The sequence below is a fragment of the Sinomonas sp. P10A9 genome (assembly GCF_041022165.1).
Taxonomy (GTDB): Bacteria; Actinomycetota; Actinomycetes; order Actinomycetales; family Micrococcaceae; genus Sinomonas; species Sinomonas puerhi.
This window is the reverse complement of sequence record NZ_CP163302.1, coordinates 3,744,305-3,758,186: the sequence shown is the minus strand read 5'-3', so window position 1 is coordinate 3,758,186 and position 13,882 is coordinate 3,744,305. Positions and strand designations below refer to the sequence as shown.

Below are 13,882 nucleotides of genomic sequence, written 5' to 3'. Positions count from 1 at the left end.
CGGGTGTGAGGGGTTGCATCCGGCGGGTCCACGGCCATCCGGCGCGTCTGCGACGGCTAGCCGCGGCCTGAGCCAGAGCCCCCCCGCGCCCTCCACCTCCGGGGCGCCTACCTTCCGATGAAGACGGCCTTCCGCTTCTCGAGGAACGCCGCGGTGCCCTCCTGCATGTCGGCGGTCGTGAAGGCCTCGCGGAACGCCTCGGCTTCGACCTCGAGTCCCTTGCTGGTGCGGCGGCCCACGGCCCCGGCGATCGACTGCTTCGAGAGTCCGACGGCGAGCGGGGCCTTTCCGATGACCTCGGCGAGCGTGGCGCGCGCCGCCTCGAAGAGCTCGTCCCGCGTGGGAAGGACGCGGTTCACGAGCCCGAGGCGCAGCGCCTCGGCGGCGTCGATCTGGCGTCCCGTGTAGATGAGCTCCCGGGCGGGACCGAGTCCCACGCGCTGGGGGAGACGGACCGATCCGCCGAAGCCCGGCACGAGGCCCAGATTGACCTCGGGCTGGCCGAACCGGGCGGCTTCGGAAGCGTAGATGAAGTCGCACGCGAGAGCCAGCTCGCAGCCGCCGCCAAGCGCGAAGCCGTCAACCGCAGCGATGACAGGGACCGGGACCTTCTCTAGGAGGAGGGTGACGGCGTGCATCGACCGGCCGTATTCGGAGGCGGTGTCAGGATCCATCGCTGACATTTCACGGATGTCCGCCCCTGCGACGAAGGCCTTGCCCCCAGCGCCGGTGACGATCACGCCGCGAACCGGCCACCCGGCGTCGTGCGTGCAGGAATCCTGAATCGCCGTGAGCGCCTTCCAGAGGTCCACCACGACCTGCTGGGACAGCGCGTTGAGTGCCTTCGGGCGGTTCACCGTGAGCGTCAGGACATGGTCCGTGAGATCGAGTTCGAGGGTTTCGTACGTGCCCAGGTCAGGGGTGCTGGCATTCATGGTCAGGTCCTCGCCGTTGATTCCTGTGGTCCACGTCCCACGCTAGCGGGCGGCGCCGTGTCCGTGAAACTGAGTCTCACCGTTCTCTGATCACGGCGCTCTGATCGACGCACTGTGTACGGCTTCCGCTGGGTGGGAGCGCCCGGATCGGGTTCGTTCAGGGATGGGCGGGCCGCTGAGAAATGTCGGACCCCGGTGGTGGGATCGATTCATGGACAGATTCACGGGTTCGGCGCACGACGGCGGGTGGTCGCCGCGCAATGTCGGCGCACCCGCGCTCGGGCCCGTTCCCGCGGATTCATGGGCGAGCGCGTACCCGTGGCCTGCATACCTCGACGATCCGGCGGCAGATCCGGGGCGCGCGGACTTCGACGAGTGGGCCGCGGAGGCGCAGACGTCTGAGGCGCGGAGTCCCGCGGTGCGGACGGCCGCCGGGCTCGAGGAGTGCGACTCCGAGGGCTTCGATGTGGCGGATCTCGAGGAGGCCGGGGCGCTCTACACGGTTGTTGATGCCAACGGACGCGACGTGACCGGGTTCGGCCCCGAGAGCCTCGACCCGGCGACGGTCGATCCCGCGCTGGCCGAGGAGCTCCCTCCGGCCGCGCTCCGGGCCGAACTGCGCGTCCGGCGGGTCGAGATGCTCGTGGGCGGGCTGTCCCGGCATCAGGCCACCGAGGCCCAGATTCACGCTGATCGGGCCCGGGACGTCCGTCGGATCGCCATCCTGCTGGGCGCAGAGTCCGAGGATCCGCACGAGCGGGTCCAAGCTCCGTCACTGGCCGCGGCGGAGGTCGCCGCCGAGCTGTCCCTGCCTCCGCGTGCCGCGAGAGCTCTCGTAGCCGAGTGTCTGGCCCTGACCGAGACCTACGCCGCGCCGCTCCTCGTCGCGATGGACGATGGCGAGCTGGATCGTCCTCGCGCTCAGACCATCCTGCGGGCGGCCGTGGCTGTTCCGGTGTCCGCAACCTTGGAATTCATGACGCGCGCGGTGGCACTTGCGGTGGCTGGCGGCGAGGACGGGCCGCTCCCTTCACTGCCTGCCCTTCAGTGTGCCGTACGCCGGCTGGCTCAGAAGTACTCGTCCGAGACGTTCGAGGAACGGGCACGCATTGCGCGTGATCATCGTCGGGTCGACATCGAGCCCGCTGACGACGGCATGTGCCATCTCTCCGCCTGGCTTCCGCTGGAAGATGGGGCGGCGATCGACACCCGTCTTCAGGCGATTGCGCGCAACCAGCCCGCCGACGACCCCCGCACGGTCACGCAGGCCCGTCTCGACGCCTTCACCGCCCTTCTCCTCGCCCTCACCGGTCCCGATGCGGGTGGAGGTGCGCCGTCCCCGCGAGGAGGAGTGCGCACCGAGCTCGTGGTCACCGTTCCATTGGCCACCGTTGTGCCGGTGGTCCGCCGGCGTCAGCCGCCCGAGGCCGGTGTTGAGGAGGGACCACGCGAGGCCGGTGTTGAAGGGGCATCACGCGAGGCCGATCCTGACGGAGCGTCACGCGAGGCTGGCGCTGAGGTAGCGCCGCTCGCGGCGGGCGTTGAGGGAGCATCACGCGAGGCCGATCCTGACGGAGCGTCACGCGAGGCTGGCGCTGAGGTAGCGCCGCTCGCGGCGGGCGTTGAGGGAGCATCACGCGCGGCCCGTGCTGAGGAGGCGTGGGAGGTCGCGTTCGGCCGCGAGCCCGGCGAGATCCTCGGTTATGGGCTCATCTCCGCGGCGGCGGCTCGACGCCTCGCCGCCCAAGCCAGCAGGTGGCTGCGCATGCCCACCGACCCGGACACGGGCGAGCCTCTGGCCCTCGGGCGAAGCCGATATACCCCGCCGCCCGTGCTCCGAAGACAAATCGTGCTTCGGGATGCGAACTGCCGTTTCCCGGCGTGTGATCGTCCCTCCGCGCATACCGAAGTGGACCACACCCTCGAATGGGCACGGGGCGGCAGCACAGAGCTGACCAATCTCGCACTCTTGTGCCCCGAACACCATCGACTCAAGACGATCGGCGTGTGGAACGCGGAACAGGGTTCGCACGGCGCCACGATCACGTGGACCTCTCCCCTGGGCCGCACCCACGTCACCACCCCCGGTGAGCCCAAACCGCCGCCCTTCTGATCTGCCTCACGTCGTGCGCCATCTGACCGCTTCCCACGGTGCGACATCCCCATCGCGTGTTCAGACGCGTCATACCGCAGATCAGTTCGGCCGGCTTGAGCCATCCCAGGCGCCCCGGATGACCGGGCTGTGCGTCCGGCCGAGCTGCTCGAGGAGGTCCGCACCCTCCTCAGCGGGACGATGGGAGGCCATGTCGTCAGCGATGCGCCGGCCGTTGGCTCGGTAGTGGGGATCGGTGTCAAGGGCCTCGAGGGCCCGGCGCATTTCTGCGGCGGAAGGACGCTGGGGAAGACGGATGCCAGCCCCGGACCACGCAACGCGCGCGGCCACTTCAGGCTTGTCCTCGGAGCCGGCGGCGACCACGATCGGCACGCCTTGGGCCAGCGCCCGCTGCACGCCGCCATAGCCGCCGTTGGTGACATAAGCGGTCACGTGGGGCATCAGTGCCGCCATCGGGACGTAGCCTTCGATACGCACATTCGAGGGGAGCGGGTCGGGCAGCGGGAGCGAAGCGTCCGCTCCTGCAACGATCACGAGCGGGTCCTTCCCTGCGAGGGCCTCGAGCGTGGCACCGATGAGATGGTCATCGACATTAGTCACGGTTCCTTGGGTCACGAGCACCACCGGCCTGCCCGACGTTGCCTCGTCCCACCATTGCGGCCGTTTGGGCAGCGTCCGATCCGCGGTCAGGAGGGGGCCGATGAAATGGACCTGTGGAGGCAGGTCTGAGCGGGGATACTCGAACGACTCAGCCGTGTCCTGGAGGTACAGGTAGGGGGTGGCGAAGGTGTCCACCATGTCGCGTCCCTGTCGCGGCAGCCCCACCGACGACCGGACGTCGTCGAGGTGCCGGCTCACGGGACCGAAGATGATCCGGCGGTGCGCGGCGGTGAGCACGGCGTTGCGGGCCCGGCCGATCGGGCCTGGCCATGGCGGGAGCCCCAGGCCCATTGGCGCGGTGTCCCTGCTGTAGATGCCCAACACCGTTGTGCCGATGTTCGCGTGGGGCACGCCGTGCAGCTCGCTGAACCAGCGCGCCGCGAACGAGAGCGCATTGCCGAGGACCACCTCGGCGCGGAAGCCCGCGTGGATCTCCCCTAGGTCGGCGAGGGCCGGCGGAGCGCCGTCGATGAAGAGCTTCGAGAACGCCGTGCGGGCCTGGGCGACGCCGCGCGTGGTGCGCAGTTCAGGCACGACGTCGTACGGCTTGGTCACGCTCCAGTCCGGGCCGCTCCGAAGGGGGAACCACTGGGCGCCGGAGCCCTCGACCAAGGTGCGGAAGGCCGCCCCCGTGTACCACGCGACGTCGTGCCCGCGGCGGACGAGCTCGGCGACCAGCACCGATGTGGGAAGCATGTGGCCCGTCACGGGGGTGACTGCTACCAGGAACCGTGTCATCGCGACTATCCTCGTTCCATATCTCTCTATTTAATATAAATGATTGGATCGAATATGGCCGAAGTCAAGGGGCGACGAGACTACAACAGCAGCCGGCGCCGCGAGCAGGCCGAGCAGACGCGTCGCGACATCATCAATGCTGCCCGCGAGGAACTGTTCGCCAACGGCTACACGGGGACGTCCGTGGCGGGCGTGGCGGAGGCCGCGGGGGTGTCCCCGCATACGGTCTACAAGGCGTTCGGTGACAAGGCAGCCCTGGTGAAGACCGTGATCGACGTCGCCATGGCCGGAGACTTCGACGAGACGCCGGTGCCCCAGCGCGAGCGTGCGCAGCGGATCTTCGCGGAGCCGGACCCGGCGGCCAAGATCGATCTGTACACGCGGGGCCTCGCCGAGACGCTCGGGAGATCGGGCCGCCTCCACCTCATGGTGAAATCGGCCGCCGAGGCCGATCCCGCCGTGCGGGACCTGTGGAACAGGCTCCAATCCGAGCGCCTCGCCGGAATGCGGCGGCTCTCGCAGCATCTGGCCGAGGCGGGCTGCCTCGGCGACGGGGTCATCGCCGAGGAGGCCCGCGACGTCCTCTGGGCCTATAACTCGCCGGAGCTGTTTGAGCTGCTCGTTGTCAAGCGCGGTTGGGACCTCGACCGCTATCGCGCCTGGGTTGCGAAAGCTCTCATTGCGGCCCTCCTCTGAGCCGACCGCTTCCCGCGGTCGCGAAGACTGTCAGCCCATGGCGTTAGGCTGACCGCATGGCGACGGAGCAGCCCCAGACCCGCAGCGAGTTCAGCACCAAGGGTGCCTACGTGCATTCGGGCGAGGAGTTCACGCGGGACACGAACTACATCGAGGACCGGATCACCCGCGACGGGACCTTTCCTCCGGGCAGCCCCGCGCCCGACGGCGCATTGGCCTGGCCCGTCGAAGCCGGCCGCTACCGCCTCGTCGCGGCGCGTGCCTGCCCGTGGGCCAACCGGACCGTCATCGTCCGAAGGCTCCTGGGTCTCGAGGACGCCATCTCGCTGGGCCTGCCCGGGCCCACCCACGACGTCCGCTCCTGGACCTTCGACCTCGACCCGGACGGCCGCGACCCCGTGCTCGGCATCGAGCGCCTCCAGGAGGCCTACTTCCGCCGTTTCCCCGACTACCCGCGCGGCATCACCGTGCCCGCCATCGTCGAGGAGGCCAGCGGCGCCGTCGTGACCAACAACTACCCGCAGATCACCCTCGACTTCTCGAGCGAGTGGTCCGCGTTCCACCGGGACGGTGCGCCGGACCTCTACCCGGACGCTCTCCGCGACGAGATCGACGAGGTCAACGCGCGCGTCTTCACGGAGGTCAACAACGGCGTCTACCGCTGTGGCTTCGCGGGGTCCCAGGCCTCCTATGACCGCGCCTACGCCCGACTCTGGGACGCGATGGACTGGCTCGAGGACCGACTCATGGGTCAGCGCTACCTCGTCGGGGACACGATCACCGAGGCGGACGTGCGCCTCTTCACGACGCTTGCGCGCTTCGACCCGGTCTACCACGGCCACTTCAAGTGCAACCGCAACAGGCTGACCGAGATGCCAGCCCTGTGGGCCTATGCCCGCGACCTGTTCCAGACGCCGGGCTTCGGCGACACGATCGACTTCGTACAGATCAAGCAGCACTACTACATCGTCCATGAGGACATCAACCCGACGAAGATCGTTCCCGCCGGCCCGGATCTGGCGAACTGGCTCACCCCGCACGGCCGTGAGGCTCTGGGTGGCCGCCCCTTCGGCGACGGCTCTCCGCCAGGGCCGCCGCCCGCGGGAGAGCGCATCGCCGCAGGCCACAACCCGTTGTATCCGGGCGACCGGGCATGACCGCGGACAGCCAGCGCGCTCCGCGAATCGCGGTCACGTGGGCGGACACCGCGGCGTCGCACGAGCCGTGGTTCCACGAGGAACTCGCCACCTTGACCGCCAATGCCGTGGCGGGCCTTGAAGCGGCGGGCGGCGACGCCGTCATCCTCGATGCGGCGGCGGGCGGCCTGCCGGACGCGGAGTCGTTCGACGGCGTGCTGGTTATGGGCGGCGGCGACGTCGACCCCGCGCTGTACGGGGGCGATGCCGCGCACCCCACGATTGATGGCGTGGACCGCGCGGCGGACGACGCCGAGGCTCGCCTCGTGCGCGACGCCCTCGCCGCGCGCCGCCCGGTCTTAGGGATCTGTCGGGGGCTCCAACTCATCAACGTGGCCCTCGGCGGGACGCTGCACGAAGATCTCGGCGCGGGGGGACCGCACCGCAACCACGCCAACCCCCAGGGGCCGATGGTGCTCCACGACGTGGCGATCGAACCGGGCACGAGGCTGTGGGGGATGCTCGGGCACACGGCGACCGTCGTGTCCGGCCACCATCAGGCGGCCGCTCGCGTCGGTGCCGGGCTACGCGTGGCGGCCACGGCGCCTGACGGGGTGATCGAGGCGCTCGAGTCCGCGGATCGGGACTCGTGGCTGCTCGCCGTCCAGTGGCACCCCGAGGACGCCCAGACTGCGGCTGATGAAGGGGCGGCCGAACCCGCTCAGCTCGCCGCGATCATGGGCGCGTTCGCCAGCGCGTGCCGGGAGCGCTCGGTGCGGGATCGGGAGGCGGTGCGATGAGCCCGCGGAGCCTGGTCCAGCGCATCCGAACCGAGGTCCGGGGCCCGCTGGGCATCCTCACCCTCGACCGGCCGAGCGCCCTCAACTCCCTCGACCACACCATGGTTCTGAACATGGGGCACGCCCTCGAGGAGTGGGCCGATGCGCCCGAGGTCCGTGGCGTCGTCGTGCGCGGTGAGGGACGTGGACTCTGTGCGGGTGGCGATGTGCGGACCCTCCGGACGGGGCACGACGAGGACGCCGTCGCGTTCTGGGGTGACGAGTACCGGCTCAACGCGCTCATCGCGGAATACCCGAAGCCATATGTGGCTCTCATGGACGGGATCACGATGGGCGGCGGCCTCGGGATCTCGGCGCACGGCTCGGTGCGGGTCGTGACTGAGCGGACGAGGGTCGCGATGCCGGAGGTCCGCATCGGCTTCACGCCGGACGTCGGCATGGCGAAGCTGCTCGCGGCCGCGCCGGGGGAGGTCGGGATCCACCTCGCGCTCACGTCGTCGACGGCGACCGGCGCCGATGCCCTGTACTTGGGTTGGGCCGACCATTTCGTGCCGTCCGAACGCCTCGGCGAGCGCGGAGAGGAACTCATCACGGCGCTCGCCGCGCGCCTCGCCGAGTCCGACGCCGCTGGCCCGTCCGCCTTCTCGGTGACGCACGACGTCGTGCGGGGCCTCGCGTTGGATCCCGCGGATCCGCGGATGGCTGCCCCGCTGGCGGCCGAGCGCGAGTGGATCGACGAAGCCTACGCGGGCGGCGACCCACAGACGATCCTCGACCGGCTCGACGAGCTCGCGTCCGACGGGCAGGAGGGGGCGCGGGCGGCCGAGGAGGCGATACGCGCCGCCTGCCCGTTCTCCGTTGTGCTCACGCTCGAGTCCCTGCGCCGCGCAGCCGTCCTGGATCTGATCGATGTGCTTGCGCAGGACCTGCGGCTCGGCGCGTCGCTCATCGGGCGTCACGATATGCGCGAGGGCATCCGCGCCCTCCTCGTCGACAAGGACGGAGCGCCGCACTGGTCCCCGGCGCGGATCGAGGATGTCGATCCGGCCGAGGTCCGCGCGGCGTTCGGCGGGGACTAGCTGGACTTGCTGGGATCAGCCCGAGATGAACCGTGTGATCTCCGTGAGCACGCGCTCGTCGGCCAGTATCCGCTGGTGGCCGAGGCCGCGGGTCGAGAACTGCGAGGCGTGGCCGGCGTTGGCGGCGACCAGTCGATCGGCCTCGGTCAAGGGCACGCGGCGGTCGGCGGCGTCGTGCACGACGAGCAGCGGAACGGACTCGGGGAGGGGACGCTGCACCGCGGAGAACCGCCCGTAGACGTCGGGCTCGAGCGGGAAAATGCGCCGGGCGAAGCGCTCGCGGAGGGCGGCGGCCGCCGCCGGCCCCAAGCCAGCGGCAGCGGCGAAGGACGCGACCAGGTGGTCGGCGTCGGCCATCCCGGAGACCGTGACGACGCGATCGGCCACCAACCCCTCCGAGATGGCTACGAGGGCGGCGAGGGAACCGAAGGAGTGGGCGACGACGGCGCGGAACGGGCCGTGCCTCCGTTCGAGTTCCGCCATGGCTCCGATGAAGTCGAGGATGTACGTGCCGCGGCCGGGGGCGTCGCCGTGCGCCGGTGCGTCAAAGGCGACTGCCGCCACCCCGGCGTAGCGCAGCTCCTGCACGAGCGCCGCGAACTGCGAAGCGCGGCCGCCCCAACCGTGGACGAGGAGGACGGGCCGATCGCCCGAGCCCCACGCGTACGCGACGGCCTCCCCGCCTTTGCCGTGCAGCCCCGGCACCGGTATCCGGGACCGTTCGGAGATGAGATGGGTGTGCTCCTCCTCGGTTTGGACTGTGCGACGGGGGCCGACGCTCATGAAGAACGGCAGGGCCGCTGCGGCCGCGGACCTCGGTGGGAGCTGGCGGATCGCGTCCAAGGCCGACCTGAGCGCGGCTTCCCGGATGGTAGCGGGTCGGCGGACGGTGGCAGGGCCTGCTGCTGTTCCTGTGGCGGCTTGAGCGGACATGACACCCTCCCGAGTTGATAACTATACGGACGGTCGTGCTAAGTTATTTCTGTACGGTCGATCGTACTCTTTAAGTGCGGATGTTCAAGAGCAGAATGCGGCGAATGCAGGGAGGCCGACCATGACGACGGTTGAAGGCACGGTCCACGTGGATGGCCGCCGGGCCCGCGGCGAGCAATCGCGTCGGGCTGTGCTCGCGGAAGCGATCAACCTGGCCTCGGTTGAGGGCCTCGAGGGCCTGTCGATCGGGCGGCTGGCAACGGCCGTCGGAGCTAGCAAGAGCGGCGTCGGCGCCCTGTTCGGCACGAAGGAGGCGTTGCAGGTCGCCACGGTCGGTGCGGCGCGCGAGATCTTCGTGGAGCGCATCCTCATGCCTGCCGGCGACGAGCCGAAGGGCCTGCGGCGACTGTGCGCCATCGTGCGCCTCTGGCTCGACTACTCGCGCAGCCGGGTGTTCGTGGGTGGCTGCTTCTTCCAGGCCACGGGGGTCGAGTTCGACTCGCAGCCAGGGCCGGTGCGCGATGCGCTTGCCGATGCCCTCCGAGACTGGGACTCCTATCTCGCCCATGCGGTCCAGATGGCGATGGATCTTGGCGAGCTGCCCGGTTTGGACGACGCCGCGCAGCTCGCCTTCGAGATCGATGCGGTGTTCAACGAGGCGAACAACCGCTCGCTGCTCCTGGACTCGAACGCGCCCTATGGGCGTGCGCTGAAGGCGATCGAGGCGCGGCTCGCCTCGGTTGGCGCTGACCCCGCAGCGCTCGCCGGGCTGAAGCTCGCCTAGATCCTGAGCGCGAACTCCCGAGAGCAGCCGCGTTCACCGGCCCCCACGCCGAGTTCCCTACTGCTCTCCCATGACCTGGGGCTCGGGCAGGGCAGCGAGGGCAGGATGGCTCCGGAGAGCATCGCGGCCCTGGAGCGATGCGGTCGCGAAGACGCACACGGAGGCACCCTCGTACCCGTGGAGAAGCAGCGGCGCCGTGTCGTGGAACTCAAGGATGAGGGTGGCCCCCAATGGATCCGGGTAGCTCGCGCTGACTGCTCCAAACGGGAAGCTCAGCCAGCGGCCGCCAGTTCGGCACATGACCCTGCGATCCGTGACAAGAGTCCGCACCGTCTGCTGCTCGCGCCACATGGCCTGCGCTGCAGCCTCCGCCCTGTTTCGGCGAACCGTGTTCCCCACGGCGTTCCCGATGAGAGCGGCGGCCACGAACGAAGGCTGGCCCACGGCGAACATCGATGAATGGGTGAAGCCTCCGTGGGTCCCATACCAGCGGGAGTACTGGAGGGGGACGTCCATGAGGAGGACTTCCCCTTCCCCGAGCATTACGTCCCACGGCTGGAGGCGCAGCGGCTGACCGCCGTCGGCGAGGGAGGCCTTGAGTGCCACAGCTCGTTCGAAGCCGCCGCGGTGCGCAGCCTCGTGATCCATGCGCAGTCTCTCAGCCCTCGTATGCCACCCGGCGCGCCTGCGTACCATCCCGAGGGCTTGGACGACGTGAACAGCCATCCAGACCGCGCAGACTGCCATGGCCGCCAGAATGGCCAGATATATCGGGTAGACCCAGAGTTCACGCGTGTCCTTCCCGACGATGTTCTCGATGGTCTGGCCGACCACGAAGAGCACGATGAGGGCTCCGAGCGGCCAGAGGAGCCAGAGCAGAAAACGAGCTGTTGTCCGGACTTTCGGTGTTTGTTCCACAGGCCCCCCGATGCAGTGCTTCCTTCGCTGTGGGCCGAGCGGCCCCGCTCGGGTTCTCTCAGTCAGGGCGACGGGAGGCCTGTCACACGGCGCCGATGTGGATGACGTGCCGTGCCGGCCTCCCGTCCGACGCTCAGCCTCTCAGGTACACCGTCGTCGTGTGGGTGAAGAACTCCTTCGCTGCCCCGCCCTGCTCCTTGGGCCCGTAGCCCGACTTCTTCGCGCCGCCGAACGGGACGTGCGGGTCCGCGCCGGCCGACTCGGAGTTGACGTGGAGGATGCCGACGTCGAGCGTGTCCACAGCGTCGAGCGCAGTGGCGATGTCGCGGGTGAACAGTGCTGCCGTCAGGCCGAACTCGGAGTCCTCCGCGAGGGCAAATGCCTCCTCGGTCGACGCGGCGCGCCGCACCGCGAGCACTGGGCCGAACAGCTCCTCGCGCCAGGCGATGTTGGCTGGCGCGGCGGCTGTATCGGGGGCGCCGGCCGAGTCGGCGGAGTCAGCCGACGACGCCGCGTGGCCGACTCCCGCTGCCTCGCCCGGGATCTCGAGGATCGTCGCCGGGACGAACGCGGAAGGTGCGGCCCCGCCGGCGTGCATCGCTGCTTCCGGAGCCCGACCCCGGTACGCGACACGTGCGCCCTCGCGCTCGGCCGTGGCGACCGCGTCACGCACGCCCGCCGCGGCCGCTGCGGTGACGAGCGGACCCATATGCACGGCCGGGTCGCTCGGATTGCCGACACGCCAGGCGTCGAGCCGCGCGGCGAGCTTCGCGAGGAACGCGTCCGCGATCTCCTCGACCACGATGAGCCGGGACGTCGCGGTGCATTTCTGCCCGGTCGAGCGGAAGGCCCCGAAGAGGACCTGCTCGGCGGCGAGGTCGAGATCGGCGTCGGCGAGCACGATCGCGGCGTTCTTCCCGCCCATCTCGCCTTGGAACGGGACGCCGCGCAAGGCCGCCTCGCCCGCGAGCATCCGGCCCACGCCGGTCGAGCCGGTGAACGAAAGCCCGTCGAGATCCGGATGCCGCACGAGCTCTGTGCCGAGGGCCCCGGGTCCGATGATCAGGTTGAGCACTCCGGCGGGCAGCCCGGCCTCTGCCAATGCGTCCGCGAGCGCCTCCGCGAGGCGCATCGCGAGCAGCGGGACGGTCGAGGCCGGCTTCCATACCACCGCATTCCCGTACACGAGTGCCGGCGCGATCTTCCACGCCGGGATCGCGATGGGGAAGTTGAACGGCGTGACAATGCCGACGACGCCGAGCGGCTTGCGCGTCACGAGGATCCGCTCGCCGCGGCGCGGGGACGCGAAGTGCTCCCCGGCGGAACGATCGCCCTCGGCGGCGTAGTAGCGCAGGATCTGCGCCGCGCGCATTACCTCGCCCGTGCCCTCGGCGAGGGTCTTGCCCTCCTCGCGGGCCAGTTCCAGGCCGAGCTGCCCCGCGCGCGCCTCGAGGGCCGCGGCCGCGCGGGCCAGGACGGCGCCCCGCTCGTGGATCGGGGTCCGGGCCCACTCGCGGGCTGCGGCGCGGGCAGCACGCATGGCGCGGTCGACGTCCGCCACGACGGCCTGGGTGCCCTCCGCCACCACCTCGTCGGGGCGCGCCGGGTTGCGCGAGGCGAGCGGCGCGCCGTCGCCCATCAGCCACTCGCCGCCGATGAGGAGACGCAGCGGGACGGGAGCGCCAGCGGCCGAGGTGACACCGCCGAGCGGGGCGACCAGAGCGTCGTCGTGCTCGGTGACGGTACCCGCGCTCACCGGAACGCCGCCTCTCCGGTGAGCTGCTGGCCGAGGATGAGGGTGTGGACCTCGTCGGTGCCCTCATAGGTGCGCACGGACTCGAGGTTGCTGGCGTGGCGGAGAGGGGAGTGGTCGAGGGTGATGCCGTTGCCGCCCAGGATGGTGCGGGCCTCGCGGGCGATGGCGATGGCCTCGCGGCAGTTGTTGAGCTTGCCCACGGAGATCTGGTGGTGCTGGAGCTTGCCGGCGTCCTTGAGGCGGCCCAGGTGCAGGGCCAGGAGGAAGCCCTTGTTGATCTCCAGGGCCATGTCGACGAGCTTGGCCTGGGTGAGCTGGTAGCCGGCGAGCGGCTTGCCGAACTGGAGGCGCTCCTTAGAGTACTCCAGGGCGTCCTCGAAGGCGTCGCGCGCGGCGCCCATGGCGCCCCAGATGATGCCGTAGCGGGCCTCGTTCAGGCACGAGAAGGGGCCCTTGAGGCCGACGGCGCCCGGCAGGATCGCGTCGTGGGGGAGGCGGACCTCGTCGAGGTCGATCTCGCACTGGATCGAGGCGCGCATCGAGAGCTTGGGCTCGATCGGGGTGGCCGTGTAGCCGGGCGTGGCGGTCGGGACGACGAAGCCGCGGATGCCGCGGGCGTCGCCGGGCTCTCCCGTCTGGGCCCAGATGACGGCGACCTTGGCCACGTTCGCGAGGCCGATCCAGCGCTTTGCGCCGGTGAGAATCCAGTCCGCGGTGGGGGAGTCGCCGTCGCGTCGGGCGCGGGTGGTCATCGAGGCGGGGTCAGAGCCGGCGGTGGGCTCGGTGAGGCCGAAGCAGCCGATCGCCTCGCCCGCGGCCATCTGCGGGAGCCATTCCTGCTTCTGGGCCTCGGAGCCGTGCTTGTGGATCGCGGACATGGCGAGGGAGCCCTGGACGGAGACGAACGTGCGCAGACCGGAATCGCCGGCCTCGAGCTCGGCTCCGGCCAGGCCGTACTCCACTGCGGAGCGGCCGGCGCAGCCGTAGCCGTGCAGGTGCATGCCGAGCAGGCCGAGCCTGGCCATCTCGGGCACGATCTCCAGCGGGAACGTCGCCTCCTCGTACCAGCGGGCGATGTTCGGCTTGATCTCGGCTTTCACGAACGCCCGGACACGGTCTCGCAGGGCGAGCTCCTCGGTGCTGAGGAGTGAGTCGAACGAGATGAGGTCCGCGGGGTCGGGGAGCCGCCCAGAGGATGGGGCAGTCTCGGAGGCAAAGTCGGAGGCAGAGTCGGAGGCAACAGCGTCGGTGTCCATGCCCGCAAGGCTAGCGGTGGCAGTCATAGGTGGGTTTCCTTTCTGGTTGTGGGGTCTCTGGCGGGCGGTTGTGGGGTC

12 protein-coding genes are annotated in these 13,882 nt (G+C 70.2%); 6 read left to right on the top strand and 6 right to left on the bottom strand.

All coding sequences use genetic code 11. The features are described from left to right. Positions 1-107 precede the first annotated feature (107 nt). Positions 108-935, bottom strand: a complete 828-nt coding sequence (locus tag AB5L97_RS17220; protein WP_369045586.1) for an enoyl-CoA hydratase/isomerase family protein — start codon at positions 933-935, stop codon at positions 108-110. 211 nt (positions 936-1,146) lie between these two features. Between AB5L97_RS17220 and AB5L97_RS17215 the strand changes: the two genes are divergently transcribed. Further along, the gene (locus AB5L97_RS17215; RefSeq protein WP_369045585.1) at positions 1,147-3,048 is read left to right on the top strand and encodes an HNH endonuclease; all 1,902 of its coding nucleotides are present in this window, start codon (positions 1,147-1,149) and stop codon (positions 3,046-3,048) included. Between the two features lie 81 nt (positions 3,049-3,129). Here AB5L97_RS17215 and AB5L97_RS17210 read toward each other — a convergent pair whose 3' ends face one another. Next, on the bottom strand, positions 3,130-4,446 hold the full coding sequence (locus AB5L97_RS17210; protein ID WP_369045584.1) for a glycosyltransferase: 1,317 nt from the start codon (positions 4,444-4,446) through the stop codon (positions 3,130-3,132). 54 nt (positions 4,447-4,500) lie between these two features. On the opposite strand from AB5L97_RS17210, the gene AB5L97_RS17205 reads away from it, so the two are divergent. The 4 genes from AB5L97_RS17205 to AB5L97_RS17190 are packed head-to-tail and all read left to right on the top strand — an operon-like array spanning position 4,501 to position 8,157. Then, entirely contained in the window at positions 4,501-5,142 is a 642-nt protein-coding gene (locus AB5L97_RS17205; protein ID WP_369045583.1) for a TetR/AcrR family transcriptional regulator, read from the top strand. A gap of 56 nt (positions 5,143-5,198) precedes the next feature. Next, complete coding sequence (locus AB5L97_RS17200; RefSeq protein ID WP_369045582.1) at positions 5,199-6,299, top strand: glutathione S-transferase family protein; 1,101 nt, start codon at positions 5,199-5,201, stop codon at positions 6,297-6,299. Beyond that, on the top strand, positions 6,296-7,078 hold the full coding sequence (locus tag AB5L97_RS17195; RefSeq protein WP_369045581.1) for a gamma-glutamyl-gamma-aminobutyrate hydrolase family protein: 783 nt from the start codon (positions 6,296-6,298) through the stop codon (positions 7,076-7,078). The genes AB5L97_RS17200 and AB5L97_RS17195 overlap by 4 nt, the downstream gene beginning before the upstream one ends. Next, a complete protein-coding gene (locus AB5L97_RS17190) occupies positions 7,075-8,157 on the top strand; it encodes an enoyl-CoA hydratase/isomerase family protein (protein WP_369045580.1) in 1,083 nt (360 codons plus the stop codon). Before AB5L97_RS17195 ends, AB5L97_RS17190 begins: the two co-directional genes overlap by 4 nt. Positions 8,158-8,172: 15 nt before the next feature. Here the strand turns inward: AB5L97_RS17190 and AB5L97_RS17185 are convergent, their stop codons facing one another. Then, positions 8,173-9,090, bottom strand: coding sequence for an alpha/beta hydrolase (locus AB5L97_RS17185; RefSeq protein WP_369045579.1), 918 nt, complete (start codon positions 9,088-9,090; stop codon positions 8,173-8,175). Positions 9,091-9,211: 121 nt separating this feature from the next. On the opposite strand from AB5L97_RS17185, the gene AB5L97_RS17180 reads away from it, so the two are divergent. Next, positions 9,212-9,874 (top strand): TetR/AcrR family transcriptional regulator, encoded by a 663-nt coding sequence (locus tag AB5L97_RS17180; RefSeq protein WP_369045578.1) that lies wholly within the window; start codon positions 9,212-9,214, stop codon positions 9,872-9,874. Between the two features lie 57 nt (positions 9,875-9,931). Here the strand turns inward: AB5L97_RS17180 and AB5L97_RS17175 are convergent, their stop codons facing one another. The 3 genes from AB5L97_RS17175 to AB5L97_RS17165 all read right to left on the bottom strand — a co-directional run bounded on the left by AB5L97_RS17175 (position 9,932) and on the right by AB5L97_RS17165 (position 13,804). Beyond that, entirely contained in the window at positions 9,932-10,792 is an 861-nt protein-coding gene (locus tag AB5L97_RS17175) for a hypothetical protein (RefSeq protein ID WP_369045577.1), read from the bottom strand. 133 nt (positions 10,793-10,925) lie between these two features. Beyond that, the gene (locus AB5L97_RS17170; protein WP_369045576.1) at positions 10,926-12,548 is read right to left on the bottom strand and encodes an aldehyde dehydrogenase family protein; all 1,623 of its coding nucleotides are present in this window, start codon (positions 12,546-12,548) and stop codon (positions 10,926-10,928) included. Further along, positions 12,545-13,804, bottom strand: coding sequence for an acyl-CoA dehydrogenase family protein (locus AB5L97_RS17165; protein ID WP_423246862.1), 1,260 nt, complete (start codon positions 13,802-13,804; stop codon positions 12,545-12,547). The genes AB5L97_RS17170 and AB5L97_RS17165 overlap by 4 nt, the downstream gene beginning before the upstream one ends. Positions 13,805-13,882: the final 78 nt, after the last annotated feature.

Excerpts from the sequence above, each read along its gene's own strand:
- AB5L97_RS17210 (WP_369045584.1), bottom strand. The coding sequence starts at position 4,446 with ATGACACGGTTCCTGGTAGCAGTCACCCCCGTGACGGGCCACATGCTT.
- AB5L97_RS17185 (WP_369045579.1), bottom strand. The coding sequence starts at position 9,090 with ATGTCCGCTCAAGCCGCCACAGGAACAGCAGCAGGCCCTGCCACCGTC.
- AB5L97_RS17215 (WP_369045585.1), top strand. The coding sequence starts at position 1,147 with ATGGACAGATTCACGGGTTCGGCGCACGACGGCGGGTGGTCGCCGCGC.
- AB5L97_RS17165 (WP_423246862.1), bottom strand. The coding sequence starts at position 13,804 with ATGGACACCGACGCTGTTGCCTCCGACTCTGCCTCCGACTTTGCCTCC.
- AB5L97_RS17195 (WP_369045581.1), top strand. The coding sequence starts at position 6,296 with ATGACCGCGGACAGCCAGCGCGCTCCGCGAATCGCGGTCACGTGGGCG.
- AB5L97_RS17190 (WP_369045580.1), top strand. The coding sequence starts at position 7,075 with ATGAGCCCGCGGAGCCTGGTCCAGCGCATCCGAACCGAGGTCCGGGGC.
- AB5L97_RS17200 (WP_369045582.1), top strand. The coding sequence starts at position 5,199 with ATGGCGACGGAGCAGCCCCAGACCCGCAGCGAGTTCAGCACCAAGGGT.
- AB5L97_RS17180 (WP_369045578.1), top strand. The coding sequence starts at position 9,212 with ATGACGACGGTTGAAGGCACGGTCCACGTGGATGGCCGCCGGGCCCGC.
- AB5L97_RS17220 (WP_369045586.1), bottom strand. The coding sequence starts at position 935 with ATGAATGCCAGCACCCCTGACCTGGGCACGTACGAAACCCTCGAACTC.
- AB5L97_RS17205 (WP_369045583.1), top strand. The coding sequence starts at position 4,501 with ATGGCCGAAGTCAAGGGGCGACGAGACTACAACAGCAGCCGGCGCCGC.